The organism is Streptomyces sp. NPDC093600, from assembly GCF_044764755.1.
Lineage (GTDB): Bacteria > Actinomycetota > Actinomycetes > Streptomycetales > Streptomycetaceae > Streptomyces.
Genome location: NZ_JBIWIU010000001.1, coordinates 959,544 through 984,112, shown reverse-complemented (window position 1 = coordinate 984,112; position 24,569 = coordinate 959,544). Strand labels below are relative to the sequence as shown.

Annotated in this window: 26 protein-coding genes and 1 pseudogene; 14 read left to right on the top strand and 13 right to left on the bottom strand. The window is 70.8% G+C overall.

Annotated features, from left to right (window positions below; genetic code table 11):
• Positions 1 to 191 precede the first annotated feature (191 nt).
• Positions 192 to 1,403, bottom strand: coding sequence for an NADP-dependent malic enzyme (locus ACIRB4_RS04820; protein ID WP_403288427.1), 1,212 nt, complete (start codon positions 1,401 to 1,403; stop codon positions 192 to 194).
• Positions 1,404 to 1,938: 535 nt separating this feature from the next.
• Between ACIRB4_RS04820 and ACIRB4_RS04815 the strand changes: the two genes are divergently transcribed.
• From ACIRB4_RS04815 to ACIRB4_RS04805, 3 genes are read left to right on the top strand one after another with little or no spacing between them, the layout of a single operon-like run.
• Entirely contained in the window at positions 1,939 to 2,913 is a 975-nt protein-coding gene (locus tag ACIRB4_RS04815) for an ABC transporter substrate-binding protein (RefSeq protein ID WP_403288426.1), read from the top strand.
• 29 nt (positions 2,914 to 2,942) lie between these two features.
• Complete coding sequence (locus ACIRB4_RS04810; protein WP_356894472.1) at positions 2,943 to 3,875, top strand: amino acid ABC transporter permease; 933 nt, start codon at positions 2,943 to 2,945, stop codon at positions 3,873 to 3,875.
• A gap of 5 nt (positions 3,876 to 3,880) precedes the next feature.
• A complete protein-coding gene (locus ACIRB4_RS04805; RefSeq protein ID WP_403288425.1) occupies positions 3,881 to 4,642 on the top strand; it encodes an amino acid ABC transporter ATP-binding protein in 762 nt (253 codons plus the stop codon).
• 63 nt (positions 4,643 to 4,705) lie between these two features.
• Here ACIRB4_RS04805 and ACIRB4_RS04800 read toward each other — a convergent pair whose 3' ends face one another.
• Positions 4,706 to 5,470: a class I SAM-dependent methyltransferase gene (locus tag ACIRB4_RS04800; RefSeq protein ID WP_403288424.1), complete on the bottom strand. Its 765-nt coding sequence runs from the start codon at positions 5,468 to 5,470 to the stop codon at positions 4,706 to 4,708.
• A 94-nt stretch (positions 5,471 to 5,564) separates the two neighbouring features.
• Between ACIRB4_RS04800 and ACIRB4_RS04795 the strand changes: the two genes are divergently transcribed.
• The gene (locus tag ACIRB4_RS04795; protein WP_403288423.1) at positions 5,565 to 6,230 is read left to right on the top strand and encodes a CGNR zinc finger domain-containing protein; all 666 of its coding nucleotides are present in this window, start codon (positions 5,565 to 5,567) and stop codon (positions 6,228 to 6,230) included.
• Between the two features lie 17 nt (positions 6,231 to 6,247).
• On the opposite strand, the pseudogene sodX reads toward ACIRB4_RS04795, so the two are convergent.
• Positions 6,248 to 6,544, bottom strand: a pseudogene (gene sodX, locus ACIRB4_RS04790) (nickel-type superoxide dismutase maturation protease); the annotation flags it as partial.
• Positions 6,545 to 6,686: 142 nt separating this feature from the next.
• Here sodX and sodN point away from each other — a divergent pair.
• Complete coding sequence (sodN, locus tag ACIRB4_RS04785) at positions 6,687 to 7,082, top strand: superoxide dismutase, Ni (protein WP_403288422.1); 396 nt, start codon at positions 6,687 to 6,689, stop codon at positions 7,080 to 7,082.
• 110 nt (positions 7,083 to 7,192) lie between these two features.
• Here the strand turns inward: sodN and ACIRB4_RS04780 are convergent, their stop codons facing one another.
• The 3 genes from ACIRB4_RS04780 to ACIRB4_RS04770 are packed head-to-tail and all read right to left on the bottom strand — an operon-like array spanning position 7,193 to position 8,619.
• The gene (locus ACIRB4_RS04780; protein WP_403288420.1) at positions 7,193 to 7,612 is read right to left on the bottom strand and encodes a DUF6304 family protein; all 420 of its coding nucleotides are present in this window, start codon (positions 7,610 to 7,612) and stop codon (positions 7,193 to 7,195) included.
• Between the two features lie 42 nt (positions 7,613 to 7,654).
• Positions 7,655 to 8,005, bottom strand: coding sequence for a hypothetical protein (locus tag ACIRB4_RS04775; protein ID WP_403288419.1), 351 nt, complete (start codon positions 8,003 to 8,005; stop codon positions 7,655 to 7,657).
• A 26-nt stretch (positions 8,006 to 8,031) separates the two neighbouring features.
• Entirely contained in the window at positions 8,032 to 8,619 is a 588-nt protein-coding gene (locus ACIRB4_RS04770) for a dihydrofolate reductase family protein (RefSeq protein ID WP_403288418.1), read from the bottom strand.
• 113 nt (positions 8,620 to 8,732) lie between these two features.
• Here ACIRB4_RS04770 and ACIRB4_RS04765 point away from each other — a divergent pair, with 113 nt between their 5' ends.
• The gene (locus tag ACIRB4_RS04765; RefSeq protein WP_403288417.1) at positions 8,733 to 9,308 is read left to right on the top strand and encodes a TetR/AcrR family transcriptional regulator; all 576 of its coding nucleotides are present in this window, start codon (positions 8,733 to 8,735) and stop codon (positions 9,306 to 9,308) included.
• Positions 9,309 to 9,311: 3 nt separating this feature from the next.
• Here ACIRB4_RS04765 and ACIRB4_RS04760 read toward each other — a convergent pair whose 3' ends face one another.
• Together ACIRB4_RS04760 and ACIRB4_RS04755 are read right to left on the bottom strand one after the other, a co-directional pair.
• Positions 9,312 to 10,355 (bottom strand): family 2 encapsulin nanocompartment cargo protein polyprenyl transferase, encoded by a 1,044-nt coding sequence (locus ACIRB4_RS04760; RefSeq protein ID WP_403288675.1) that lies wholly within the window; start codon positions 10,353 to 10,355, stop codon positions 9,312 to 9,314.
• A gap of 128 nt (positions 10,356 to 10,483) precedes the next feature.
• Entirely contained in the window at positions 10,484 to 11,899 is a 1,416-nt protein-coding gene (locus tag ACIRB4_RS04755; protein ID WP_403288415.1) for a family 2B encapsulin nanocompartment shell protein, read from the bottom strand.
• Between the two features lie 295 nt (positions 11,900 to 12,194).
• Between ACIRB4_RS04755 and ACIRB4_RS04750 the strand changes: the two genes are divergently transcribed.
• Positions 12,195 to 12,785: an N-acetylmuramoyl-L-alanine amidase gene (locus tag ACIRB4_RS04750; protein WP_403288413.1), complete on the top strand. Its 591-nt coding sequence runs from the start codon at positions 12,195 to 12,197 to the stop codon at positions 12,783 to 12,785.
• Between the two features lie 21 nt (positions 12,786 to 12,806).
• A complete protein-coding gene (locus ACIRB4_RS04745) occupies positions 12,807 to 13,706 on the top strand; it encodes a 1-aminocyclopropane-1-carboxylate deaminase/D-cysteine desulfhydrase (protein WP_403288412.1) in 900 nt (299 codons plus the stop codon).
• Positions 13,707 to 13,789: 83 nt separating this feature from the next.
• On the opposite strand, the gene ACIRB4_RS04740 is transcribed toward ACIRB4_RS04745, so the two are convergent.
• Positions 13,790 to 15,388 (bottom strand): Na+/H+ antiporter, encoded by a 1,599-nt coding sequence (locus ACIRB4_RS04740; RefSeq protein WP_403288411.1) that lies wholly within the window; start codon positions 15,386 to 15,388, stop codon positions 13,790 to 13,792.
• A gap of 40 nt (positions 15,389 to 15,428) precedes the next feature.
• Between ACIRB4_RS04740 and ACIRB4_RS04735 the strand changes: the two genes are divergently transcribed.
• The 3 genes from ACIRB4_RS04735 to ACIRB4_RS04725 all read left to right on the top strand — a co-directional run bounded on the left by ACIRB4_RS04735 (position 15,429) and on the right by ACIRB4_RS04725 (position 17,300).
• Positions 15,429 to 15,689, top strand: coding sequence for a UBP-type zinc finger domain-containing protein (locus ACIRB4_RS04735; protein ID WP_403288410.1), 261 nt, complete (start codon positions 15,429 to 15,431; stop codon positions 15,687 to 15,689).
• 259 nt (positions 15,690 to 15,948) lie between these two features.
• On the top strand, positions 15,949 to 16,362 hold the full coding sequence (locus ACIRB4_RS04730) for an anti-sigma regulatory factor (protein WP_403288409.1): 414 nt from the start codon (positions 15,949 to 15,951) through the stop codon (positions 16,360 to 16,362).
• Positions 16,359 to 17,300, top strand: a complete 942-nt coding sequence (locus ACIRB4_RS04725; RefSeq protein WP_403288408.1) for an RNA polymerase sigma factor SigF — start codon at positions 16,359 to 16,361, stop codon at positions 17,298 to 17,300. The genes ACIRB4_RS04730 and ACIRB4_RS04725 overlap by 4 nt, the downstream gene beginning before the upstream one ends.
• Positions 17,301 to 17,343: 43 nt before the next feature.
• Here ACIRB4_RS04725 and ACIRB4_RS04720 read toward each other — a convergent pair whose 3' ends face one another.
• Positions 17,344 to 17,769, bottom strand: coding sequence for a hypothetical protein (locus ACIRB4_RS04720; protein ID WP_403288407.1), 426 nt, complete (start codon positions 17,767 to 17,769; stop codon positions 17,344 to 17,346).
• A gap of 74 nt (positions 17,770 to 17,843) precedes the next feature.
• On the opposite strand from ACIRB4_RS04720, the gene ACIRB4_RS04715 reads away from it, so the two are divergent.
• Complete coding sequence (locus ACIRB4_RS04715) at positions 17,844 to 18,812, top strand: diacylglycerol/lipid kinase family protein (protein WP_403288406.1); 969 nt, start codon at positions 17,844 to 17,846, stop codon at positions 18,810 to 18,812.
• 317 nt (positions 18,813 to 19,129) lie between these two features.
• Positions 19,130 to 19,387: a WhiB family transcriptional regulator gene (locus tag ACIRB4_RS04710; protein ID WP_003953983.1), complete on the top strand. Its 258-nt coding sequence runs from the start codon at positions 19,130 to 19,132 to the stop codon at positions 19,385 to 19,387.
• Between the two features lie 189 nt (positions 19,388 to 19,576).
• On the opposite strand, the gene ACIRB4_RS04705 is transcribed toward ACIRB4_RS04710, so the two are convergent.
• Both ACIRB4_RS04705 and ACIRB4_RS04700 read right to left on the bottom strand, forming a co-directional pair.
• Positions 19,577 to 21,043 (bottom strand): sensor histidine kinase, encoded by a 1,467-nt coding sequence (locus ACIRB4_RS04705; RefSeq protein ID WP_403288674.1) that lies wholly within the window; start codon positions 21,041 to 21,043, stop codon positions 19,577 to 19,579.
• A gap of 303 nt (positions 21,044 to 21,346) precedes the next feature.
• Positions 21,347 to 21,982: a TetR/AcrR family transcriptional regulator gene (locus tag ACIRB4_RS04700; protein ID WP_403288405.1), complete on the bottom strand. Its 636-nt coding sequence runs from the start codon at positions 21,980 to 21,982 to the stop codon at positions 21,347 to 21,349.
• Positions 21,983 to 22,184: 202 nt separating this feature from the next.
• On the opposite strand from ACIRB4_RS04700, the gene nagB reads away from it, so the two are divergent.
• On the top strand, positions 22,185 to 22,970 hold the full coding sequence (nagB, locus tag ACIRB4_RS04695; protein ID WP_403288404.1) for a glucosamine-6-phosphate deaminase: 786 nt from the start codon (positions 22,185 to 22,187) through the stop codon (positions 22,968 to 22,970).
• A 73-nt stretch (positions 22,971 to 23,043) separates the two neighbouring features.
• On the opposite strand, the gene ACIRB4_RS04690 is transcribed toward nagB, so the two are convergent.
• Positions 23,044 to 24,561 (bottom strand): glycoside hydrolase family 3 protein, encoded by a 1,518-nt coding sequence (locus tag ACIRB4_RS04690; protein ID WP_403288402.1) that lies wholly within the window; start codon positions 24,559 to 24,561, stop codon positions 23,044 to 23,046.
• Positions 24,562 to 24,569: the final 8 nt, after the last annotated feature.

The window sequence follows — 24,569 nt, the reverse complement described above, 5'->3', positions numbered from 1 at the left end:
GGACCCTGTGACGCACTTCTCTCATAGCGGCCCCGCACCGGACCGGGAGCGCCGGACCGGAGCGCCCCGACGGCGCCCCCCTCCCAGCCCGCGCGCCCCGGCGGCGCCCCGCCCCATCCCGTCACACACGAGAAGGGGCCCCGCCTGTCCGGCGGGGCCCCTTCTCGGTGGGCGTCGGTACTCGGGACGCGTCAGCGGCGCGCCACGCCCTCGGCGCGGGCGGCGGCGGCCACGGCGGCGGTGACCGCCGGGGCGACGCGCTCGTCGAACGGCGACGGGATCACGTAGTCGGCGGCGAGCTGGTCGCCCACCACGTCCGCCAGGGCGTTCGCCGCGGCGATCTTCATGCCCTCGGTGATCCGGGAGGCCCGGACCTGGAGGGCGCCCGCGAAGATGCCCGGGAAGGCGAGGACGTTGTTGATCTGGTTCGGGTAGTCCGAACGGCCGGTCGCCACGACGGACGCGTACTTGTGCGCGACGTCGGGGTGGACCTCGGGGTTCGGGTTGGCCATGGCGAACACGAAGGCGTTCGGCGCCATCGAGGCGACCGCGGCCTCCGGGACCGTACCGCCGGAGACGCCGATGAAGACGTCCGCGCCGGCCAGGGCGCTCTCCAGGGAGCCTGTGAGGCCCGCCTTGTTGGTGATCTCCGCGAGCTCGCGCTTGACCGCGGTGAGGTCCTCACGGTCACGGCTGACGATGCCCTTGCGGTCCGCGACGGCCACGTCGCCGAGCCCCGCCTCCAGCAGGAACTTGGCGATGGCGACCCCGGCCGCCCCGGCGCCGGAGATGACTCCGCGCAGGTCACCGAGGGTGCGGCCGGTCAGCTTCGCCGCGTTGCGGAGCGCGGCGAGCGTGACGACGGCCGTGCCGTGCTGGTCGTCGTGGAAGACGGGGATGTCGAGGCGCTCCTGGAGCTTGCGCTCGATCTCGAAGCACCGCGGCGCCGAGATGTCCTCCAGGTTCACTCCTCCGAAGGAGGGGGCGAGCCGGACGACGGTCTCCACGATCTCGTCGGTGTCGGTGGTGGCGAGCGCGATCGGCACCGCGTCCACGCCTCCGAACTGCTTGAAGAGGATGGCTTTCCCCTCCATGACCGGAAGCGACGCCTCCGGGCCGATGTCGCCGAGTCCGAGCACGGCCGTTCCGTCGGTCACGACCGCGACGACCTGAGACTTCCAGGTGTAGTCGTGGACCAGCTCCGGCTGCTCGGCGATCGCGGTGCACACCTTGGCGACGCCGGGTGTGTACGCGAGGGACAGGTCGTCCTTGTCCCGGAGCGGCACGGTGGCCGCGACGGCCATCTTGCCGCCACGGTGCAGAGCGAAAGCCGGATCGAAGGGCTCCTCATGAGCCCCTTCCGCACCGCTCCCGCTGCGAGGGTTGACGATCTCCGCTGCCATTGGGTTGACCCCTTAAGTCTTCATCATTTGAGGGTGGCCACTCCTGGTTGAGGAGGGGGTGGGTGGGTCCCGCGGCCACCGTGTCTGGCAGCCGCGCGGGCGCGCCGCACAACGCGCCCTGAGCCCCGGATGAGGGGTGTAAGGATCCTTCTTACCGGACGGACGGCACCGCGGACGAGTCCATAGTGGAGCGGTGATGCGACTCATACGGCCGTATCGGCACCTTGTCTTGGGTGGACGCGTCACGAATGTCCGGACAGATATGCCCGCGGACCGAATCGCGCGTTTCATGTCGTCCGAATGGCGAGATGGGCCGGAGATTTTCCGGTCCGAAGGAGGCATCTCCGGAGAAGGTCCGGCCGGGAAGCACCGGCCTCTCGAAGTTCGGGGGTCACCCGTTATCCGATTTTGACATGCGGGGCAGTCTGTTTGAGGGGGTCCGAATGGCAAGATGCCGTAATCACACGAGGTCGCGACACCCGAAGGTGCGTGCGCGGCCTATGGCAACTCCCTCATACGCCGGAGGAACCCGACCATGACCGCACGCTCCACGCGCTGTACGACCGCCAAGACCCGCACCTCCCGTCTTGCCGCGGTCGCCGCCATCGCGGTCGCCGGCTCCATGCTGCTGACCGCGTGTGGCGACCAGACCGAGGGCGCGAAGACCACTCCCGAGGGCGGCACCCAGTCCGTCGCCTCCAACGCGCCCCTCTTCTCGAAGCTGCCCGCCGACATCCAGAAGGCCGGCGTCATCAAGGTCGGCACGGACGCCACGTACGCCCCGATGGAGTTCAAGCAGGGCAACGAGATCGTCGGCGTCGACCCCGACATCGCCGCCGCCCTCTCCAAGCAGCTCGGCGTGAAGTTCCAGTTCACCAGCGGCACCTTCGACACCCTGCTCACCGCCCTGCCCACCGGTCGCACCGACATCGTCATGTCCTCCATGACGGACACCAAGGCCCGCCAGGAGGGTCTGGACGACAAGGGGAAGAAGACCGGCACGGGCGTCGACTTCGTCGACTACTTCACCGCCTCCACCGGCATCCTGGTGAAGAAGGGCAACCCGGAGAACATCAAGTCGCTCGACGACCTGTGCGGCAAGAAGCTGGCCGTGCAGCGTGGCACCACGTACGAGCAGGCCGCCAAGGACCAGGCCGAGAAGTGCAAGAAGGACGGCAAGCCGGCCCTCACCTTCGAGTCCTTCCCGACCGACGCCGAGGCGCAGACCCGCGTCAAGGCCGGCGGCGCCGTCGCCGACCTGAACGACTCCCCGGTCGCCGCGTACATCGCGAAGACCGCGGGCGGCGGCAAGGACTTCGACGCGATCGCCAACAAGACGGACGCGGGCTACTTCGGCATCGCCGTCGACAAGAAGGACACCCAGCTGCGCGACGCTCTCAAGGAAGCGCTGGACGCGATCATCAAGGACGGCACGTACAAGGCCGCCCTCGACAAGTGGAACGCGGGCGACGGCGCCATCCCCGCGGCCAAGATCAACGGCGGCTCCTGACCCCCACGCACCACTGAAGGGCAGTCGTTGTGACTGACAAGCTCGACAAGGTTCCCGCCGGGGCGTCGCCCGCCCCGGCCGGGCTCCCGCCGGAGGCCATCAAGGCCATTCCGGTCCGCCACTACGGACGCTGGGTCGCCGGCGTCCTGGTCGTGGCGCTCCTGGCCCTCCTCGCGTACGCCTTCTCGCAGGGCAATGTGCGCTGGGCGACGGTGCCGGAGAAGCTGTTCGACCCCAGCATCCTGTCCGGCCTGGGGAACACGATCCTCATCAGCGTCGCCTCGATGGCGCTGGGCCTCGTGCTGGGTGTGCTCTTCGCCGTCATGCGGCTCTCCAAGAACCCGGTGACCAGCTCCGTCGCCTGGCTCTACATCTGGGTCTTCCGCGGCACGCCGGTCTATGTGCAGCTGCTGATCTGGTTCAACCTCGCCCTGATCTTCCCGATCTTCAACATCGGGTTCTACAAGGACGAGATGACCGATGTCATGACCCCCTTCCTGGCCGCCCTGCTGGGTCTCGGCCTCAACGAGGGCGCGTACATGGCGGAGATCGTCCGGGCCGGCATCCAGTCGGTCGACGAGGGCCAGACCGAGGCGTCGCACGCCCTGGGCATGAGCCAGGCGAAGACGATGCGGCGCGTGGTGCTCCCGCAGTCGATGCGGGTGATCATCCCGCCGACGGGCAACGAGTTCATCAACATGCTGAAGACCTCGTCCCTCGTCGTGGCGGTGCAGTATCCGGATCTGCTGCGGGCCTCGCAGGACATCGCGTCGACCTCGTTCGCGGTGATGGAGATGTTCTTCGTCGCCTCGATCTGGTACCTGATCCTGACCTCGGTGTTCAGCGTGGGCCAGTTCTATCTGGAGCGGCACTACGCCCGCGGCTCCCTGCGCACGCTGCCCCCGACGCCGTGGCAGAAGGTCAAGGCGAACCTGGTCTCCCTCTCCAACTGGCGGCGGTGAAACACATGACGGCAATGGTGAAGGCCGAGGGCGTCCACAAGTCCTACGGTGCCGCCCACATCCTCAAGGGCATCGACCTCGAGGTGAACAACGGCGAGGTGTTCTGCCTGATCGGCCCGTCCGGTTCCGGCAAGTCGACCTTCCTGCGGTGCATCAACCACCTGGAGAAGATCAACTCCGGTCGGCTGTACGTCGACGGCGAACTGGTGGGCTACCGCCAGAAGGGCGACAAGCTCTACGAGCTGAAGGACAGCGAGGTCGCCGCCCAGCGCCGCGACATCGGCATGGTCTTCCAGCGCTTCAACCTGTTCCCGCACATGACGGCCCTGGCCAATGTCATGGAGGCGCCGATCCAGGTGAAGGGCGAGTCGAAGGCGGTCGCCCGCGAGCGGGCCGAGCGGCTGCTCGACCGGGTGGGCCTGGCCGACAAGGCCGGGAACTACCCCTCGCAGCTCTCCGGCGGTCAGCAGCAGCGCGTGGCCATCGCCCGCGCGCTGGCGATGGAGCCGAAGCTGATGCTCTTCGACGAGCCCACGTCGGCGCTCGACCCGGAGCTGGTCGGTGACGTCCTCGACGTCATGCGGGACCTGGCCGAGTCGGGCATGACGATGGTCGTCGTCACCCACGAGATGGGCTTCGCCCGCGAGGTGGGCGACTCCCTGGTGTTCATGGACGGCGGTGTCGTGGTCGAGTCCGGCCACCCGCGCGACGTCCTCGGTGACCCCCAGCACGCCCGGACGAAGGCGTTCCTGTCCAAGGTGCTGTAAGCGGTACGGCGTGCGAAGGGGCGGTACGGAACTCCCGTACCGCCCCTTCGCCGTGGACGCGGCCTACTTCAGCGCGAGCATCAGCGTGTCGGAGGGCGAGGCCCAGACCGGGCGCGCCTCGGCGAAGCCGGCGGCGCGCAGGATCTCGCCGTGGCGGCGGGCGGAGGGCATGTCGCCGTCGGCGTGCTCGCCGTAGATCTCGAAGCGGCGGGCGGTGGGCTCGGCGAGGACCGGGTCGGCGGCGGCGAGCGCCCACCAGTCGGCCCAGTCGAGGGCGCCGGCGGCCTTGGCCTCGTCCATGCGGGCGTGGCGCTGGGCGCGCTCGGCGGCGTTGATGCGGGGAGTGGTCTCGTCGATCATGTGGTCGGCGTTCATGAAGACGCCGCCGTCGCGGACGACGCCGGCGAGCTGCCCGTAGAGCGCGGTGAGCGGCTCGGTGTGGAGCCAGTGCAGCGCGGTGGCGGTGAGGACGGCGTCGTACGTGTCGTACGGGAGCTTCGTGACCCACGCGGGGTCCTTGAGGTCGGCGGTCACCAGGGTGACGCGCTCGTCGCCGGCGAAGTACCCCTCGGCGATGGCGAGCAGGGCGGGGTCGAGGTCGACGCCGGTGCTGGTCGCGTTCGGGAACCGCGCGAGGAGCCGATCCGTGATACTCCCAGTACCGCACGCCAGGTCGAGGACGCGGGGCTCCGGCCCCACCACGGCCTCGACCATGTCGAGCATCACGCGGAACCGCTCCTCGCGGTCCGGCATGTACCACTCCTGCTGGCGGTCCCAGCTCTGCTGCCAGGCCGCCCAGTCGGTTCCGGTCGTCGCCGCGTCCGTCATCGCCTTACCTCGCCCTCTTCGTAATACCCTCGAAGGGGAAACAGCCGTTACCCCTTTCCGCCCCGACCCTAGACCGCCGGAGTAAGGACTACAAGTGGAACTTGCCTATTACTCGGATTACGCCGTGCGTCTGGTCAACACCGAGGAGCCGACCCGCAACAAGGACTCCCTGACCTCGGTCGAGGCGGTCCGGGAGCTCTTCGGCGCGGCCTCCCAGATGGCCAGGCGGGCGACGGACGCCGATGTGACGCGCTTCCGTTCGGTACGCGGCCGGCTGCGGGCCGTCTTCACCGCGGCCGACGAGGGCGACCAGACCCGGGCCGTGGACCTGCTGAACTCCCTGCTCCTGGAGTTCCCGGTGAGCCCGCAGATCTCCGGGCACGACCACCTCGACGGCGAGGGGCGGCCGCGCTGGCACATGCACCTCGCCGACCACCCTTCGAACGCCACCGCGGGCTACGCGGCCATCGCCGCGATGGGGCTCGCCTTCCATCTGACCGAGTTCGGCGCCGACCGGCTCGGCCTGTGCCAGGCCGCACCGTGCCGCAACGCCTACCTCGACACCTCGACCAACCGCTCCCGGCGCTACTGCTCGGACCGCTGCGCGACCCGCGCCAACGTGGCCGCCTACCGGGCCCGCAAGCGCCTGGAGGCCGAACGGAGCGACCGGGAGGACGACCACACCGGCCTGACGGCCGAGAGCAGCCAGGAGAGCACGACGGTTGGCGAGCGCCGGCGGCCGGGAGTCACGGGGCGGTAGCGCAGCCGCACGCGGCCGAGCACCAGCTCGGCGGGCACGACCCCGAAGACCCGGCTGTCGCCCTCGGCGCCGGGGTTGTCGCCGAGCACCCACCAGCCGGCGCCCTGGCGCTCGACCAGACGCTTGACGATGAGCAGGTCCTGCTGGAGCGGATGGCGCAGCACGGCCACGTTCCCCGGGCGCAGCCGGGCGCCGTAGTGCACGAGGAGCTGATCACCGTGGAGCAGCGTGGGCACCATGGACACCCCGGTCACCTCGGCTACACCGAACAGGGGCCCGGCTTCCCGCCCCGGCTCCCGCCCCGATTCCGTCATCCGGCACCTCCCGGTCCGATCGTCCACGAGTCCCATGGTGACCCTGGACTTTTGTCCTAAGCCCTAGGGGGCGCTCGCGAAAACGCGCTTCTCACGGAGTAATGTCCCACCTGAGAAGACGATCACGAGGAAGGACAGCTCAATGCTCTCCCGCCTGTTTGCCCCCAAGGTGAAGGTCAGCGCCCACTGCGACCTCCCCTGCGGTGTCTACGACCCGGCCCAGGCCCGGATCGAGGCCGAGTCGGTCAAGGCCGTCCAGGAGAAGTACCAGGCCAACGAGGACGCGCACTTCCGCGCCCGCGCCACGGTCATCAAGGAGCAGCGCGCGGAGCTCGCCAAGCACCACGTCTCGGTGCTGTGGAGCGACTACTTCAAGCCCCCGCACTTCGAGAAGTACCCGGAGCTCCACCTGCTCATCAACGAAACGCTGAAGGCCCTGTCGACCGCCAAGGCGTCGACGGACCCGAAGACGGGCGAGAAGGCTCTCGAGCTCATCGCCGAGATCGACCGCATCTTCTGGGAGACGAAGAAGGCCTGACCTTCCTCCCGCAGAGCGCCCGAAGGGGCCCGACCGGCGATCCCGGTCGGGCCCCTTCCGCGTGCGTGGCTCGGAGCGCGAGGGTGGGCGGCGGCGGGCGGGTGGCGGGGTCAGGCGGTCTGGAGCGGACGGCGGCCGAATGCGGCCCCCTGCGGCAACTGACGTCCGACCCGGGCGAGGGCCTCCTCGAAGTCGCCGCCCGCGATGCCGGATTCGTAGGCGGCGCCGGCGTGGTGCAGCGTCAGGCTGAGGTCCACGCGTTCACCGAGCGTCAGCAGACAGCTGAGGGTCGCCTGCTCGGTGACCCCGTCGAGGACCACGGGAAGCGGCAGATCCCACTCCAGTACGCAGCCGGTGAGCGTCTCGCCGCCCTCGCCGGCCGCACGCAGGGCGCCGAAGCTCGCGCCCGAGTACTCGATTCCCCTGATGCGGGTGGACACCTGCGGTCCGTCCACCCTGATGACGATCGCTTCCGCGCCGCCGCGGTCCCGGTACCAGCCGGTCCAGACTTCTGTCGACTCCGATGACATGCGCGGACTGTAGCGGTATGACCGGCTCCACCGCGCGGCCGGTCACCCCGGGGCCTGACTTCTCCCGGTCTCGTCGTTCTTGCCGGTCAACTGCGTGCTCGCGGCTTCCGCACCACCCGTTCCGGTGCCCGCGGAACCCTCCCCGGTCCCCGCGCCTCCGGAGCCCTCGGCGCCCTCGGCGTCGTCCGGAGCCGCACCGGTCGGCCGGGAGCCGTCCGCCTTGCGGCCGAAGAGTCGGCAGTCCGGGTTGGGGCACGGCCGTGCCTCCCAGATCGGCACCCAGGCCCCCAGGACCTTGTGCCGCTTGATGGCCGTACCGACAGGCTGGCCGCAGGCCGGGCAGCGGGGCTCGGCCTGGGGATCACGGACGGTGCGGCGTCCTTCGGTGCCCATACCTCCAGGGTAGAACGCCCTCCTGGTCACTGCTTCCTGGTATACGTCCGGACCAGCACGCCGTTGTCGAAGGCGCGCACCGCGCCCAGTTCGAAGTCGCGAGGCTCGAAGTCCGTGCCGAACATCGGCATGCCGGAGCCGAAGACCTGCGGATAGGTCTTGATGATCAGCTCGTCGATCTCGTCGATCAGCTCGCCCGCGATGGTGGAACCGCCGCAGAGCCAGATGCCGAGCGGGCTGTCCTCGGCCTTGAGTTCCCGGATCCGGCCGATCAGGTCGTCCGCGATCAGCTCGACGTTGGGGTCCGGCGACTCTGTCAGGGAGCGGGTGGCGACGAGCTCCCGCATATGGGCGTACGGGCTGGTGACGCCGGCGTCCAGGCCGAGCCGGTAGGAGTTCATGCCCTGGACGACGGTGTCGAAGTGCCGGTTCCGGGAGTCGGGGTCGACGCCGAGCATGGACCAGCCAGGGGCGGCGATGGTCTCCGGGTACTCCGCCTTCAGATACTCCAGGTACTCCCCCGCCACGTACTGGTAGGTGGAGGTGGCATCGCCCTTCGGGTCACCGATGAAGCCGTCGATGCTGCAGGCGATGAAGTAGGTGAGCTTGCGCAAACCGGTCCTCTTTGTCTCCGGGAAGCGGCCGCGATCGCAACCACGACAGTTATAGTGCTTCATCTGTAGTGGTTACGCAAGACCCTTTTCTCGAATGCTCGAAGGAGCCGGCGATGGCAAGAAATCCGGAGCGGCGGGCCGCGCTGCTCGACGCGGCGATCGAGGTCCTCGCGGACGAGGGCGCCCGGGGGCTGACCTTTCGCGCGGTCGACACCCGCGCGGGCGTCCCCACGGGCACCTCGTCCAACTACTTCACCGACCGCGACCAGCTGCTCTCCCAGGTCGGAGACCGGATCTTCGTACGACTCACCCCCGCCCCCGGCTCCCTCGACACCGCCATGCGGCCGGAGCCCAGCCGAGAACTGGTCGTGGAACTGATGCGATGGCTCGCCCGGCGCATGGCGGCCGAGCGCAGCTGCTACCTCGGCCTCTTCGAGCTGCGCCTCGAAGCCGCCCGCCGCCCCGACCTGCGCGGCCGGCTCACCGGGATCCTGCGCTCGGACCTCGACTACAACATCCGCCTCCACTTGGACTCGGGCATGCCCGGCGACGGCGACACCGTCCGGCTCCTCTACTTCGCGCTCACCGGACTCCTCCTCGACCACTTCACCGTCCCCGGCCTCCACGGCGACCGGGCACTGGACGACCTGATCGAGACCGTCGTCACCCGGATCGTGCCCGAGTCCTGAACCTCACCGCGTCCGGCGGGTGACGAACTCCGCCAGAGCCAGCAGATCCCCGGCCGCCGACAGGTCCGGCACCGCGCGGGAGAGATGGCGCACCGCCAGAGCCATCCGGTCCGCCGCCTCCGCCTGCGCCCAGTCCCGGCCGCCCGCCCGCTCCACCGCGTCCGCCGCCGACCGCACCCCCGCCGGATCGAGCACCGGCCGGGCATAGAGCGCGGCCAGCTCCTCCCCCGCCGCCGTCCCCGAAGCGAGCGCCGCCACCACCGGCAGCGACTTCTTGTGGGCGACGAGATCCGCCCCGGCCGGCTTGCCCGTCCGGTCGGGGTCGCCCCAGATCCCGATCAGGTCGTCGATCAGCTGAAAGGCGAGCCCCGCCTCCCGGCCGAACGCGTCCATCGCCGCCACCTCCCCCTCACCCGCACCCGCGTACAGCGCCCCCATGGCACAGGCACACCCCAGCAGCGCCCCCGTCTTCGCGGTCGCCATCGCCAGACACTCCTCCAGCGACACCTCGTCCGGGCCACGCCCCTCGAAGGCACAGTCCGCCTGCTGACCGGCACACAGCTCGATGACACAGGCGGCGAGCCGGGCCGACGCCGCCGCCGAGGCGGGATGGTCGTCCTCGGCCAGCAGACGCAGAGCCAGAGCCAGCATCGCGTCACCCGCGATCAACGCGTCGGGAACACCGAACACCGTCCAGGCCGTGGGCCGGTGCCGCCGAGTCGGATCCTCATCCACGATGTCGTCATGGAGCAGGGTGAAATTGTGGGCGAGCTCCACCGCCGCCGCCGCCCGCACCGCCGGTGCCGGATCACCACCCAGCGCACGGGCCGCGGCCAGCACCAGGGCGGGCCGGATCGCCTTGCCGGCCTGCCCGGCCGCCGGAGTGCCATCCGCCTGCTCCCAGCCGAAGTGGTACATCGCCACCCGCCGCAGGGAACCCGGCAACGACTCGACGAGCGAGCGCAGACGGGGATGGACGACGCTCATCGTGTGGTCGAGAAACGCCGCGGCACCGTGCCCGTCGGTCGTGGCGTCCGCGCTGATCATGGTCACGGTCACTCCTTCCCTTCTTTTTTTGGGCTCGGTTCGCCTCCGGGCGCTTTCTGCGTCTGCCGACGGTCGCGCGCCCTTCGGCTCACTCGCCGGGCGTAGCACGGACGTGGTGGCGGCCCCCCTCAGTGCCAGCGGCTGACCTCCACGTTCTCCAGGACGCCCAGGGCGTCGGGCACCAGCACCGCGGCCGAGTAGTACGCGGTGACCAGGTAGGAGATGATCGCCTGCTCGTCGATGCCCATGAAGCGGACGGACAGGCTCGGCTCGATCTCGTCCGGGATCCCCGTCTGGTGCAGGCCGATCACGCCCTGGTCCGCCTCGCCCGTACGCATGCAGATGATCGACGTCGTCCGGGCGTCCGAGATCGGGATCTTGTTGCAGGGGTAGATCGGCACGCCGCGCCAGGTCGGGATCCGGTTGCCGTTGACGTCGATGGACTCCGGGACCAGACCCCGGCGGTTGCACTCGCGGCCGAAGGCGGCGATGGCCCGCGGGTGCGCGAGAAACATCTTGGAGCCGCGGCGGCGCGAGAGCAGCTCGTCCATGTCGTCCGGGCCGGGAACGCCGTCGTGGGGCTGGAGCCGCTGGCCGTAGTCGCAGTTGGAGAGGAGGCCGAACTCCTTGTTGTTGACCAGCTCGTGCTCCTGGCGCTCGCGCAGCGCCTCCACCGTGAGCCGCAACTGCTGCTCGGTCTGGTTCATCGGCTGGTTGTAGAGATCCGCGACCCGGCTGTGGACCTTCAGCACGGTCTGGGCGACCGACAGTTCGTACTCGCGAGGCGAGGCGTCGTAGTCGACGTACGTGTGCGGGACGATCGCCTCGCCGACATGGCCGGCGGAGAGGTCGATCGCCGCCTCGCCGTACTTGTTGGTGCGCTGGTGGGGCAGTGCGGCCACGCCCGCGAGGTGGGCGGCGAGCGAGCCGACGCGGTCCGCGAGGTTGCGGACGTCGTCGCGGGTGAGTTCGAGGACGGTACAGGCGGTGGCCGCGCGGGCGGTCCACTCCCATGTCGCGTCGGAGTGGGTGAGCGAGCTGTCGCCGAAGTAGGCGCCGTCCGCGAGGACTCCGAGGATCGCCTCGTCGCCGTACGGCCCCTCGCGCAGCTGCTCGACCTTGCCGTGGGCCAGCAGGTGCACCCGGTCGGTGGGTTCGCCCGCGGTGGCGATCAGCTCGCCCGGCGCGTACTGACGCTGACGGCAGCGCGCCGCCAGCTCCGCGAGGGCCTCCTCGTCGTCGTACCCCCGCAGTGCGGGGAGTTCGCCGAGCTCGGCGGGGATGACGGCGACCTGTTCACCGGTCTGCACGAACGTGACGCGTCCGTCTCCCACGGAATAACTGAGCCTCCGGTTGACCCGGTACGTACCACCCTGCACCTGCACCCACGGCAGCATCCGCAACAGCCACCTGGAGGTGATCTCCTGCATCTGGGGGGCCGATTTGGTCGTGGTCGCGAGGTTCCGCGCGGCGGCGGTACCGAGACTCTGCTGCGGGCCTGCCTGTTCCGCGCGGACCTCGTCGCCAACCGAACCAACGGACATGGAACTCCCTCTCGTATGACTGACCTGCGAGAGGAAGCCTTTCAGCACGGAACGTGGCAGCGCCATTACACAAATGAGTGGGAGTGGATCATCTCCAACTGGGCATGTCACACGCTTTCCACTCGAACAGCCCAGCCCCGTCGGCCTCATGGCCCCCTGTCCGGATCGGCTCGCACACGGTCCGAACGGCTGGTGCGCGAGTGGATCGCTCCGTTACTCCGGGAACACTCACGGTAACCGGCAGCCCGCTTGCGTCCCTGCCCCTCCCCGTTCCTCTTATCCGAAGGAGTCGGCCATGGCCCCACCCATGTCCGCGAGCAGGTTCCTCGACGCGCTGCGCGACGAGGGCCTCTCGGTCGTCGAGGTCGGCGACTGGCGTACCCACAACCGCAACCACAAAGGCCCCTGGGGGCCCGTCCACGGCGTGATGATCCACCACACCGTCACCCGCGGCACGGCCAACACCGTCCGGCTCTGCCGGGACGGCCACGCCTCCCTGCCGGGACCGCTCTGTCACGGCGTGATCGCCAAGAACGGCACGGTCCACCTCGTCGGCTACGGCCGCGCGAACCACGCGGGCGCCGGTGACGACGACGTTCTGCGGGCCGTCATCGCCGAGCAGCGGCTGCCGCCGGACAACGAGGCCACCACGGACGGCAACCGGCACTTCTACGGCTTCGAGTGCGAGAACCTCGGCGACGGCAAGGACCCGTGGCCGAAGGTGCAGCTGGAGGCCATCGAGAAGGCGGCCGCGGCGGTGTGCCGGGTGCACGGCTGGACGCAGCGTTCGGTCATCGGGCACCTGGAGTGGCAGCCGGGGAAGGTGGACCCCCGGGGCTTCACCATGGCGTCCATGCGGCAGCGGATCGGAGAACGCCTGCGGTAGGCCGCGGTGGACAATGGCCGGGTGAACGCGTTCGACCTCGCTCTCTCCCGGCTGCGGCCCCGGCTCCCGTCCCCCTTGGAGCCGGTCGAGGACGAGCGCTTCGCCCGCCGCGGCGTGCGGCTGCTGCTCAAGCGCGACGACCTGATCCACCCGGACCTGCCGGGCAACAAGTGGCGCAAGCTGGCGCTCAACCTGCGGGCGGCGGACGGGCGGCCGGTGCTGACGTTCGGCGGCGCGTACTCCCACCACCTTCGCGCGACGGCCGCCGCCGGCCGGCTGCTGGGCTTCCCGACGACCGGCGTCGTACGCGGGGACGAGCTGGCCGGCCGGCCGCTGAACCCCTCGCTCGCGCGGTGCGCGGCGGACGGAATGCGGCTGGTGTTCGTGGACCGCTCCACGTACCGCTCGAAGAACGACCCCGCCGTGCTGGCCGGTCTGCTCGCCGACGCTCCCCCGGAGACGTACGTGGTCCCCGAGGGCGGCAGCAACGCGCTCGCCGCCGAGGGCTGTACGGCGCTCGGCCGCGAGTTGTCGGGCGCGGCGGACGTCGTGGCGGTGGCGTGCGGCACCGGCGGCACGCTCGCGGGTCTGGCCGCCGGCCTCGCGCCGGGGCAACGGGCGCTGGGCGTCCCGGTCCTCAAGGGCGGCTTCCTGGGCGCGGAGATACGCGCCCTGCAGGGCGCGGCCTTCGGTGGCCCCCGGGGCGACTGGAGCCTCGACGAGCGCTTCCACGGGGGCGGGTACGCCCGTACGAGCCCGGCCCTGGAAGCGTTCGCGCGGGACTTCGAGGCGCGGCACGGAATCGCCGTCGAGCGACTGTATGTCGCCAAAATGCTGTACGGACTTGTCGCCCTGGCGGAGGAGGGGGCGTTCGCCCCGGGCACCCGGATCGCGGCGGTGATCACCGGCGCGCCGTCGTGAGGACCCACCGCGCGCGGGACGGGTTCCACCGTCTCCACGGTGTACGCCGCCGCGCCGTCGTGAGGACCCGCGCGCGGGACCGCTCAGCCGATCTCCTCGCGGTACGCCGCCGCCTCCTCCAGGTCCAGGCGGCGCAGCAGGGTGCGCATCATCTCGTCGTCGATGCGGCGCTCGTCGCGCAGGCGGACGAAGACCTCGCGTTCGGCGTCGATCATCTCGCGCGCCAGCCGGCGGTAGGTGTCGTCGGCGGTCTCCCCGGTGACTTCGTTGACCGATCCGAGCCGCTCCCAGACCGCGTTGCGGCGGCGCTCCAGGACGGTGCGGAGCCGGTCGGCCAGCGGCTGCGGCAGGGCGTTGCGTTCGTCGCTCAGGAGTTGTTCGAGGCGCTCCTCCGCGGCCCTGGACGCCTCGCTCTGGGCCTGGGCCTCGGCCAGGGTCTCGGCCTGGCGGTCGCGGCCCGGGAGCTTCAGCAGCCGGATCAGCGGCGGCAGGGTGAGCCCCTGCACCACCAGCGTCCCGATCACCGTGGTGAAGGTGAGGAAGAGGACGAGGTTCCGCGCGGGGAACTCCACCCCGTCCGTGGCGACCGGGATCGAGAAGGCGATGGCGAGCGAGACCACGCCCCGCATCCCGGCCCAGCCGACGATCAGCGGCGCCTTCCAGTCCACCCCGGGCTCGCGCTCGCGGATGCGCCGGGAGAGCCGGCGCGGGATGAAGGTGGCCGGGAAGACCCAGACGAACCGGACCACGACGACGGCCACGAAGACCCCCACGGCGTACCAGGCCGCCTCGCCGATGCCGTACCGGCCGAGCCCCTGGACGACGTACGGCAGCTGCAGTCCGATCAGCGCGAAGACGGCGGACTCCAGGATGAACGCGACCATCTTCCACACGGCCTCCTCCTGGAGGCGGGTGGCGAAGTCCACCTGCGAGTTGCGGTGGCCGAGGTAGAGGCCGACGACGACCACCGCGAGGACCCCGGAGGCGCCGACCTCCTCCGCCGCCGCGTAGGCGACGAAGGGGATCAGCAGCGAGAGGGTGTTCTGCAGCAGGGCCTCGCCGCCGAGGCGGCGGCGCAGCCAGTGGAGGGGGACCATGAGGACCAGCCCGACGCCGATCCCGCCGATCGCCGCGAGGGCGAACTCGCCGATGCCGCCCGCCCAGCTGACGCCCGCCCCGACCGCCGCGGCGAGCGCGACCTTGAAGGCGGTGATCGCGGTGGCGTCGTTCACCAGGGACTCGCCCTGGAGGATGGTGGTGATCCGGTTCGGCAGCCCCAGCTTGCGGGCGATGGCGGTGGCGGCGACCGCGTCCGGGGGCGCGATCACCGCGCCGAGGACCAGCGCGGCGGTCAGCGGCAGATCGGGAACGAGGACGTAGGCGAGCCAGCCGACCGCGACCGTCGCGAAGAGGACGTAGCCCACGGAGAGCAGGGCGACGGGCCGGAGGTTGGCGCGCAGATCGAGATAGGAGGACTCCACGGCGGCGGTGTGGAGGAGCGGCGGCAGGATCAGCGGCAGCACGATGTGCGGATCCAGGGCGTAGTCCGGTACGCCGGGGACGTACGAGGCGGCGAGGCCGACCGCGACCAGGAGCAGCGGCGCCGGCACCGGTGTCCTGCGGGCGATGCCCGCCACCGCGGCGCTCCCCGCGACCAGTGCCACCAGTTCCAGCGCGTCCATGCCCCGTCCCCACCTCGATCGACCGCGTAACCTGGCCATCATGAGCGAGTGTCCCCATGTTGCCGAAATGCCGCGCCCCGAACCCGCGCCGCTGAGCGACACCTGCCCGGAGTGCCAGTCCGACGGGACCCACCCGGTGCAGCTGCGGCTCTGCCTGAGCTGTGGGCACGTCGGCTGCTGCGACTCCTCGGCGGGGCGGCACGCCACGGGGCACTTCTCGGCCACCGGGCATCCGGTGATGCGGACCTTCGAGCCCAACGAGCGCTGGCGCTGGTGCTTCGTGGACGGTTCGATCGTCTGACGGTTGGGTACGTCACACCCCCGCGGCCAAACGCCCGTCGAGCCCCTGCAATTGGGCCCCGCACACCCCTAGCCACTGTGCGTACTCATGGCTTTACCATGAGTGACAGGCGTGGGGTGGGGTCCGTGGGACCCACGGCGACACGGCGGCATGGATCGCGATAGCGTCACGGCGGACTGCGCAACCGACTGCGTACCGCCTGGTTCGGGGGGCTTTCTCCCCGGGCCCCGAATGAGCTTGTGCCACCTTGGAGGTGAGGGTGTCCCAGATCGCAGGCGAGCCCGGGACCCAGGACTTCGTGGAAGTCCGGCTGCCCGCTGCGGGTGCCTACCTGTCCGTGCTGCGTACGGCCACGGCCGGCCTCGCGGCGCGCTTGGACTTCACCCTCGACGAGATCGAGGACTTGCGGATCGCGGTCGATGAGGCATGCGCGATCCTGCTCCAGCAGGCCGTGCCGGGGTCCGTCCTCAGCTGTGTGTTCCGGCTGATCGACGACTCGCTCGAGGTGACGGTCTCCGCCCCGACGACGGACGGACGGGCGCCGGAGCGCGACACCTTCGCCTGGACGGTGCTCTCCGCGCTGGCCGGGAAGGTCGAGTCGTCCGTCGCCGAGGACCGTACGGTCTCCATCAGCCTGTACAAACAGCGCGGCGCGGGGCCAGGCCCGGCGTGAGGAGCGGGGACGCGACGGCCGGCATCCCTGAGCAGCAGGCGCGGCCGCATCCGGAGGTCGAGGTCGAGGTCGCTACGGAGCAGGCGGTCCACATGAGCGAGCACGAGCAGCACAGCAAGGTTCCCGAGGCGGCGGAGGCCTCCGCGATCCTCGCGGACTCCGAGCCGCACGAGGTTCCGGATCCGCACGACCGGACCGGGGCGCGGGCGCTCTTCATCGAGCTGCGCGGGCTGCCGGAGGGCTCCCCGGAGAAGGCGGAGCTGCGCAATCGGCTGGTGCGGATGCATCTGCCGCTGGTCGAGCATCTCGCCCGGCGCTTCCGCAACCGCGGCGAGCCGCTGGACGACCTGACGCAGGTCGCGACCATCGGCCTGATCAAGTCGGTGGACCGCTTCGACCCGGAGCGGGGTGTCGAGTTCTCGACGTACGCGACTCCGACGGTCGTCGGCGAGATCAAGCGCCACTTCCGGGACAAGGGCTGGGCGGTCAGGGTGCCGCGCCGGCTGCAGGAGCTGCGGCTCTCGCTGACGACGGCGACGGCGGAGCTCTCCCAGCAGCACGGCCGCTCCCCGACGGTGCACGAGCTGGCGGAGCGCCTCGGGATCTCGGAGGAGGAGGTCCTGGAGGGCCTGGAGTCGGCGAACGCCTACTCGACCCTCTCCCTGGACGTGCCCGACACGGACGACGAGTCGCCCGCCGTCGCGGACACCCTGGGCGCGGAGGACGAGGCGCTGGAGGGTGTCGAGTACCGGGAGTCCCTCAAGCCGCTCCTCGAGGACCTGCCGCCGCGGGAGAAGCGGATCCTGCTGCTGCGGTTCTTCGGCAACATGACGCAGTCGCAGATCGCTCAGGAGGTCGGCATCTCCCAGATGCACGTCTCCCGGCTGCTGGCCCGCACGCTGGCCCAGCTCCGGGAGAAGCTCCTCGTGGAGGAGTAGGCGTCCTCGCGTGCCGCCGCCGGTGCGCCGGGGTCACGGAACCTCAGGCCGCGCCGCGGCGGCCGATGCCCAGGGCCTCGGTCGTCGCCGGGTTCACCAGGAGCACCAGGCCGGTCACCGCGAGGACGGCGAGGGCGATGCCCGCCAGGATCATCGCGCTGCTGGTGTGGAGCAGCTGCCAGGCGACGGGCAGGGCCAGGATCTGGGTGATGATCGCCGGCCCGCGGCTCCAGGCGCGGCGCAGGAGCAGTCCGCGCGCCGCCGCCGCCGGGAAGAGGCCGAGCACGACCAGCGTGGCCCCGCCGGTGACGGCCTGGGTCAGGCTGTCCGGGCTGCCGGTGACGCCGGTCACGAGGACGTACAGGCCCCCGGCCACCAGCGCCAGCGCCTCGATCCCGGCCACCGCGGCCGCCGCGGTCAGCCGGGCGGGGCGGGAAGTGTGCTCGGTGGTCCGTTCCGTACTGCTCATACCTGGCAGGGTAGCCGGGCCGGCGGGACCCACCCCTCTGGGCCCGGTACCGCCGGGTAGGTACGCTGGCGGCCATGCGCGCACTTCTTGTGGTCAATCCGGCAGCCACCACCACCAGTGCCCGCACCCGTGATGTCCTCATCCACGCGCTCGCCAGCGAGATGAAGCTGGAGGCGGTCACCACCGAGTACCGCGGGCACGCCCGCGACCTGGGTCGGCGGGCCGCCGAGTCCAAGGATGTGGAGCTGGTCGTCGCCCTGGGCGGCGACGGCACCGTCAACGAGGTCGTGAACGGGCTCCTCCACGGCGGCCCGGACCCCGACCGGCTCCCGGGCCTCGCGGTGGTACCCGGTGGTTCGACCAATGTCTTCGCGCGCGCCCTCGGGCTGCCGAACGACGCCGTGGAGGCGACCGGCGCCCTTCTCGACGCCCTGCGTGAGCGCCGTACACGGACAGTGAGCCTCGGGCTTGCCTCCGGCACGCCGGGCAGCGAGGACGAGGGGGTGCCGCCCCGCTGGTTCACGTTCTGCGCCGGCTTCGGTTTCGACGCCGGCGTGGTGGGCCGGGTCGAACAGCAGCGGGAACGCGGCAGGAGATCCACCCACGCGCTCTACCTCCGTCAGGTGGTCCGCCAGTTCCTGGGCGAACCGCACCGGCGCAACGGCACGATCACCCTGGAGCGCCCGGGACAGGACCCGGTCGAGGACCTGGTCCTGTCGATAATCTGCAACACCTCCCCCTGGACCTACCTGGGCAATCGTCCCGTGTACGCGTCCCCGGAGGCGTCCTTCGAGACGGCGTTGGACGTCCTCGGACTGAGCCGCCTGTCGGCCCCCGCGGTGGCCCGCTACGCCACCCAGTTGCTCACGTCGACACCCGAGCGCGGTCCCCACGGCAAGCACGCACTGTCTCTACACGATCTGACCGACTTCACCTTGCATTCCAAGGTTCCGCTCCCTCTGCAGATGGACGGAGACCACCTGGGACTGCGTACCAGCGTGACGTTCACAGGCGTACGCCGTGCACTGCGTGTGATTGTGTGAGCGGAAGGGCCGAAAGTCCTTTCACTCGAACGTTTAGGCTGGCATCCACCCCTAAGAAGTACGGCTGTGACCTAGCCGACACCGAGGAATCAAAAAAAACTTTCCTGAAGGGGTTGTATCCGCCGCCGAGGTTTGCGAATCTCTTCATGGCGATCGGGACGGCCCGCAGGACCGGCCTCCACTGAGAGCCAGAACCCCTCCACGAATCCTGGACCACACCAGTTCATCTGGCAGTCGGCCCTTCACTTGCGGGGGGATTCGTGAAAGCGTTCACATTCACAAGCAACCCGCACGTAACACCAAGAGAGGTAGCAGCCATGGACTGGCGTCACAACGCCGTTTGTCGTGAGGAAGACCCCGAGCTGTTCTTCCCCATCGGCAACACCGGTCCTGCGCTGCTGCAGATCGAGGAAGCCAAGGCCGTCTGCCGCCGCTGCCCCGTCATGGAGCAGTGCCTGCAGTGGGCGCTCGAGTCCGGCCAGGACTCCGGCGTCTGGGGTGGCCTCAGCGAGGACGAGCGCCGTGCGATGAAGCGCCGCGCCGCTCGCAACCGGGCGCGCAACGCCAGCGCCTGAACACCCTGACAAGCCTGAGGCAAGCGGCGCGTACATCGCGTACGCAATCACCGCCCCCGAGCCGCAGCGCGCAGCAGTAACCCACAGCATTCGAGCCCCGGACCGATCTCTTCGGTCCGGGGCTCGCTGCTGTGCTCGGCCGGAGTCAGCCGTACGCGGTGCCGGGCGCGGCCGCGCTCGGCGGGGCGGTCACTTCTGCGGGAGTACGGGGATGTCGAGGACGACCTTCGTGCCGCGCTCGGCGCCCGGCCGCATGTCGAAGGTGCCGCCCAACTCGCCCTCGACCAAAGTGCGGACGATCTGCAGTCCGAGGTTTCCGGCGCGCTGCGGGTCGAAGCCCTCGGGCAGGCCGCGGCCGTCGTCCTGAACGGTGATCAACAGGCGCGCGTCGGCGCGAAGTTCACCGCGTACGGCCGTGACCTCGACGGTGCCCAGCTCCGCAGGGGCGAAGGCGTGTTCGAGGGCGTTCTGGAGCACTTCGGTGAGGACCATGGAGAGCGGGGTGGCGACCTCGGCGTCCAGGATGCCGAAGCGGCCGTTGCGCCGGCAGGTCACCTTGCCCGGGGAGATCTCGGCGACCATCGCGATCACCCGGTCGGCGATCTCGTCGAACTCCACCCGCTCGTCCAGGTTCTGAGACAGCGTCTCATGCACGATGGCGATCGAACCGACCCTGCGCACCGCCTCGTTGAGCGCCTCGCGCCCCTGGGGCGAGTCCATCCGGCGGGCCTGGAGGCGCAGCAGCGCGGCGACCGTCTGGAGGTTGTTCTTCACCCGGTGGTGGATCTCCCGGATGGTGGCGTCCTTGGTGATCAACTCGCGCTCGCGGCGGCGCAGTTCGGTGACGTCGCGGAGCAGGACAAGTGAACCGATGCGGGCGCCCTTGGGCTTGAGCGGGATCGCTCGCAGCTGGATCACCCCGCCGTTGCCCTCGACCTCGGCCTCCCGGGGCGCGTAGCCGGAGGCCAGTTTGACCAGGGCCTCGTCGACGGGGCCTCGGGAGGGTGCGAGTTCGGCGGTGATCTGCCCGAGGTGCTGGCCGACGAGGTCGGCGGCGAGGCCGAGGCGGTGGTACGCGGAGAGCGCGTTGGGCGAGGCGTACTGGACGATGCCGTCGGCGTCGAGACGGATCAGTCCGTCGCCGGCGCGGGGCGAGGAGTCCATGTCGACGGCCTCCCCGGGGAACGGGAAGGAGCCGGCGGCGATCATCTGGGCGAGGTCCGAGGCGGACTGGAGGTAGGTGAGCTCCAGCCGGCTCGGGGTCCGTACGGTCAGGAGGTTGGTGTTGCGGGCGATGACGCCGAGGACGCGGCCCTCCCGGCGTACGGGGATGGACTCGACCCGGACCGGAACCTCCTCGCGCCACTCGGGGTCGCCCTCGCGCACGATCCGGCCCTCGTCGAGGGCGGCGTCGAGCAGCGGGCGGCGGCCGCGGGGCACGAGGTGGCCGACCATGTCGTCCTGGTAGGAGGTCGGGCCGGTGTTGGGCCGCATCTGGGCGACGGAGACGTACCGGGTGCCGTCCAGGGTGGGGACCCAGAGCACCAGGTCGGCGAAGGAGAGGTCGGAGAGCAGCTGCCACTCCGACACCAGCAGATGGAGCCACTCGAGGTCGGACTCACTCAGAGCGGTGTGCTGGCGGACGAGGTCGTTCATGGAGGGCACAGGTGCGAGCGTACCCGCGGAATTCAGGGGCCATGAACCTGGATCTCGGGGCGTTCGTGATGGAGGATGGGCCAGGAAGGAAGCGGTTCCCATGGATGGACAGACAAGAATGGTCTAGTCCACAATGGCGGAGCGGCATCCTGTACGACCTCCGCCCTCCCCGCACAGGAGGGTGGATCGAGGTACCCGGCGCTCTCTGCCCTGACTGCGCCGAGACCTCCCACACGGCCGAGGGACCGCACACCCCCGGCCGGGCAACTCCGGGCTGCGGTGCCGGACGGGTTGAGGGTCCCGTCAGGCGCCGCGGCCCGCGGGTTCTTCCCGAGGCCTTCCGCTTGCCACGGGCCAGGCCGCCATCGCCACCTCCGCCACCGCCCGGAGCTCCTCCCGGGTCGCGCCGTCGCGCGCCTGCTGGGACAGGCCCTGGAGGACCGCGCCGCAGAAGCGGGCCAGCGCGACCGCGTCCGTGCCCCCGGGCAGCTCCCCGGCAGCGATGCCGCGTCGGATCCGGGTCTCGAACGACGCCAGATTACGGTTGCGCCGCTCGCGCAGGGCTTTCTCGACCTCCGGGTTCGCGCAGTTGATCGCGGAGGAGATCACCAGGCAGCCGCGCGGGTGGGACGGGTCGGTGAAGGCGTCGGCCGCCTCCCCGAGCATCCGGGCCAGGGCGCCGCGCGCGGTCGGCTCCTCCGCCAGGGCCTGGTCGCCGAAGGCGCCGTACGAGACGGCGTACGCCTCCACGACCTCCTCGAAGAGCGTCCGCTTGTCGCCGAACGCGGCGTAGAGGCTCGGGGCGCTGATGCCCATGGCGCGGGTGAGGTCGGCGACGGACGTCGTCTCGTACCCCCGCTCCCAGAACGCCGTCATGGCCTGCTCAAGCGCCGCCCGGCGGTCGAAGGAGCGGGGCCGGCCGCGCCGCTTGGTCGTCATGGCGACCGATTCTATAGCGCACGCTACGGAACGCGGCTCCGGAGCAAGCGGGCCCGGGTGGCTGGAGCGCAGACGCCGATCGACGATGGGAGGGGAGGGGTCCGGCGAGCGGACGGGACCGTGCCGGGGGCCCGCGCTCTGCTAGATTCAGCGCTACAATTGGTCTATACCACCCGCCCCTCACACGATCGGCAGGCACAGCGTGGAAGTTGTCATCGTCCCGGACGCCAAGGCAGGCGGCGAGCTGATCGCTGACGGCATCGCCGGCCTTCTGCGCCGCAAGCCCGACGCGCTGCTCGGCGTGGCCACAGGATCGACTCCGCTGCCCATCTACGAGGCCCTGATCGCCCAGGTCAAGGCCGGCGCCATCGACGCCTCGCGGGCCCGGATCGCCCAGCTCGACGAGTACGTCGGGCTGCCCGCGGGCCACCCGGAGTCGTACCGCTCGACCGTGCTGCGCCAGGTCGTCGAGCCGCTCGGGCTCTCCCCGGACGCCTTCATGGGCCCCGACGGCTCGGCCGAGGACGTCCAGGCGGCCTGCGAGGCGTACGACAAGGCGCTCGCCGACGCCGGCGGCGTGGACCTGCAGATCCTCGGCATCGGGACCGACGGGCACATCGGCTTCAACGAGCCGTGCTCCTCGCTCGCCTCCCGCACCCGGATCAAGACGCTGACCGAGCAGACCCGGGTCGACAACGCGCGCTTCTTCGACGACGACATCGAGCAGGTGCCGCACCACGTCATCACGCAGGGCATCGGGACCATCCTGGAGGCCCGCCACCTGGTGCTCCTCGCCACCGGCGAGGGCAAGGCGGAGGCCGTGGCCCAGACCGTCGAGGGCCCCGTGGCCGCGCTCGTACCGGCCTCCGCGCTGCAGCTGCACCCGCACGCCACGGTCGTCGTGGACGAGGCCGCCGCGTCGAAGCTGAAGCTCGCCCCCTACTTCCGCCACACGTTCGCCAACAAGCCCGCCTGGCAGGGCATCTGAGACGTACGTGAAGGGGCCCGGCACCATGTCCAGGTGCCGGGCCCCTTTCGCGTACCGCTTTCGCGCACTCCGGTCAGACTCCGGCGACGGCCTCCGCCGCCGCGCGGCCGCAGACCCGGGCGGCGCCGTGCGTGGCGATGTGCAGGGCCCCCCGGGGTTCCGCCTGGTTGAGGCCCATCTCCACCACCACGGTGTCCGGGCGCGCCGCGAGCAGCGCGTCCAGCGCCAGCGTCATCCAGGGGTGCCGGTGGGAGTCCCGTACGACCGCGACGATGCGGCGCTCCCCCGCCGCGGCCAGGACCGCGTCCACCGACGGCTCGTCGTAGGTGCCCGTCGCGGTCCCCGGAAGCAGCCGCTCCAGCTCCGCGGCGACGCCCCAGGGGGTCTCGTCCCCGACGGCGATGTTGGCGACCGGGGTGAAGGCGGCGACGTAGGGAGCGCTGGTCATCGGCGTGTGGGGCCGCTCCCCCGTCGTCACCGTCACGGCGCGGCGGGCCGCCACCAGTCCGATGTCGGTGCCGGGCGCGGTCCCCTCCTGCACTGCCGCGCCCGGCCCCGATACAGCCCCCCTGACCCGGTGCGCCTGGGTCCACGACGCCAGGGCGCGCACTCGCGCCGCGGCGTCGGCCAGCCGCTCCTCGGGCAGTTCGCCGGTCCGTACCGCGTCGACCAGGGCGTCGCGCAGTCGCAGTACGGTGTCCTCGTCGGCCAGCCCGCCGCCGACGCAGATGGCGTCGGCGCCCGCGGCGATCGCGAGGACCGATCCGCGCTCGATGCCGTACGTCGACGCGATGGCGCGCATCTCCATGCCATCGGTGACGATCAGCCCCTCGAAGCCCAGCTCCTGGCGCAGCAGACCGGTGAGGATCCGCGGGCTCAGGGTGGCCGGCCGGTGGGGGTCGAGCGCGGAGAGAAGAATATGCGCGCTCATGACGGCTTGGGTACCCGCCGCGATCGCGGCGCGGAAAGGTACCAGCTCACGGGCGTGCAGTGTGTCGAGGTCCACATCGATGCGGGGCAGCGCGTGGTGGGAGTCCACGTTGGTGTCGCCGTGCCCGGGGAAGTGCTTGGTGCAGGCCGCGACGCCGACGGCCTGGAGGCCCTCGACGTACGCCACGGTGTGCCGGGCGACGAGCTCCGGGTCGGCGCCGAAGGAGCGGACGCCGATGACCGGGTTGTCCGGGTTGGAGTTCACGTCGGCGGAGGGCGCCCAGTTGAGGTCGACGCCACACGCGGCGAGCCGGCGGCCGAGCTCGCGGGCGACGTCCCGGGTGAGGCCGGTGTCGTCCACGGAGCCCAGCGCGTAGTTGCCGGGGAACGAGGAGCCGTGCCGGACCTCCAGGCGGGTGACGTCCCCGCCCTCCTCGTCGATGGCGACCAGGACGTCGCCGCGCTCGGCCCGCAGCCGCGCGGTGAGCGCGGCGAGCTGCTCGGGAGAGGCGATGTTCCGGCCGAACAGGCCGACGGAGGAGAGTCCTTCACCGATCCTGCGGAGCAGCCAGTCGGGCGCCGTCGTGCCGACGAAGCCGGGCTGGAGGACGGTGAGCGCGTCACGCGTCAGGGTGTCCGTGCCGGTTACGAGAGTGGTCATGGGGAGGC

Bases quoted from the DNA above. Each gene is read 5' to 3' on its own strand.
- sodN (WP_403288422.1), top strand. From the start codon at position 6,687: ATGCTCTCCCGCCTGTTTGCCCCCAAGGTGAAGGTCAGCGCCCACTGC.
- ACIRB4_RS04805 (WP_403288425.1), top strand. From the start codon at position 3,881: ATGACGGCAATGGTGAAGGCCGAGGGCGTCCACAAGTCCTACGGTGCC.
- ACIRB4_RS04705 (WP_403288674.1), bottom strand. From the start codon at position 21,043: ATGAACGACCTCGTCCGCCAGCACACCGCTCTGAGTGAGTCCGACCTC.
- ACIRB4_RS04715 (WP_403288406.1), top strand. From the start codon at position 17,844: ATGCGCGCACTTCTTGTGGTCAATCCGGCAGCCACCACCACCAGTGCC.
- ACIRB4_RS04780 (WP_403288420.1), bottom strand. From the start codon at position 7,612: ATGTCATCGGAGTCGACAGAAGTCTGGACCGGCTGGTACCGGGACCGC.
- ACIRB4_RS04750 (WP_403288413.1), top strand. From the start codon at position 12,195: ATGGCCCCACCCATGTCCGCGAGCAGGTTCCTCGACGCGCTGCGCGAC.
- ACIRB4_RS04740 (WP_403288411.1), bottom strand. From the start codon at position 15,388: ATGGACGCGCTGGAACTGGTGGCACTGGTCGCGGGGAGCGCCGCGGTG.
- ACIRB4_RS04760 (WP_403288675.1), bottom strand. From the start codon at position 10,355: ATGATCAGCGCGGACGCCACGACCGACGGGCACGGTGCCGCGGCGTTT.
- ACIRB4_RS04710 (WP_003953983.1), top strand. From the start codon at position 19,130: ATGGACTGGCGTCACAACGCCGTTTGTCGTGAGGAAGACCCCGAGCTG.
- ACIRB4_RS04775 (WP_403288419.1), bottom strand. From the start codon at position 8,005: ATGGGCACCGAAGGACGCCGCACCGTCCGTGATCCCCAGGCCGAGCCC.
- ACIRB4_RS04820 (WP_403288427.1), bottom strand. From the start codon at position 1,403: ATGGCAGCGGAGATCGTCAACCCTCGCAGCGGGAGCGGTGCGGAAGGG.
- ACIRB4_RS04815 (WP_403288426.1), top strand. From the start codon at position 1,939: ATGACCGCACGCTCCACGCGCTGTACGACCGCCAAGACCCGCACCTCC.
- ACIRB4_RS04800 (WP_403288424.1), bottom strand. From the start codon at position 5,470: ATGACGGACGCGGCGACGACCGGAACCGACTGGGCGGCCTGGCAGCAG.
- ACIRB4_RS04755 (WP_403288415.1), bottom strand. From the start codon at position 11,899: ATGTCCGTTGGTTCGGTTGGCGACGAGGTCCGCGCGGAACAGGCAGGC.
- ACIRB4_RS04700 (WP_403288405.1), bottom strand. From the start codon at position 21,982: ATGACGACCAAGCGGCGCGGCCGGCCCCGCTCCTTCGACCGCCGGGCG.
- ACIRB4_RS04735 (WP_403288410.1), top strand. From the start codon at position 15,429: ATGAGCGAGTGTCCCCATGTTGCCGAAATGCCGCGCCCCGAACCCGCG.
- ACIRB4_RS04765 (WP_403288417.1), top strand. From the start codon at position 8,733: ATGGCAAGAAATCCGGAGCGGCGGGCCGCGCTGCTCGACGCGGCGATC.
- ACIRB4_RS04720 (WP_403288407.1), bottom strand. From the start codon at position 17,769: ATGAGCAGTACGGAACGGACCACCGAGCACACTTCCCGCCCCGCCCGG.
- ACIRB4_RS04690 (WP_403288402.1), bottom strand. From the start codon at position 24,561: ATGACCACTCTCGTAACCGGCACGGACACCCTGACGCGTGACGCGCTC.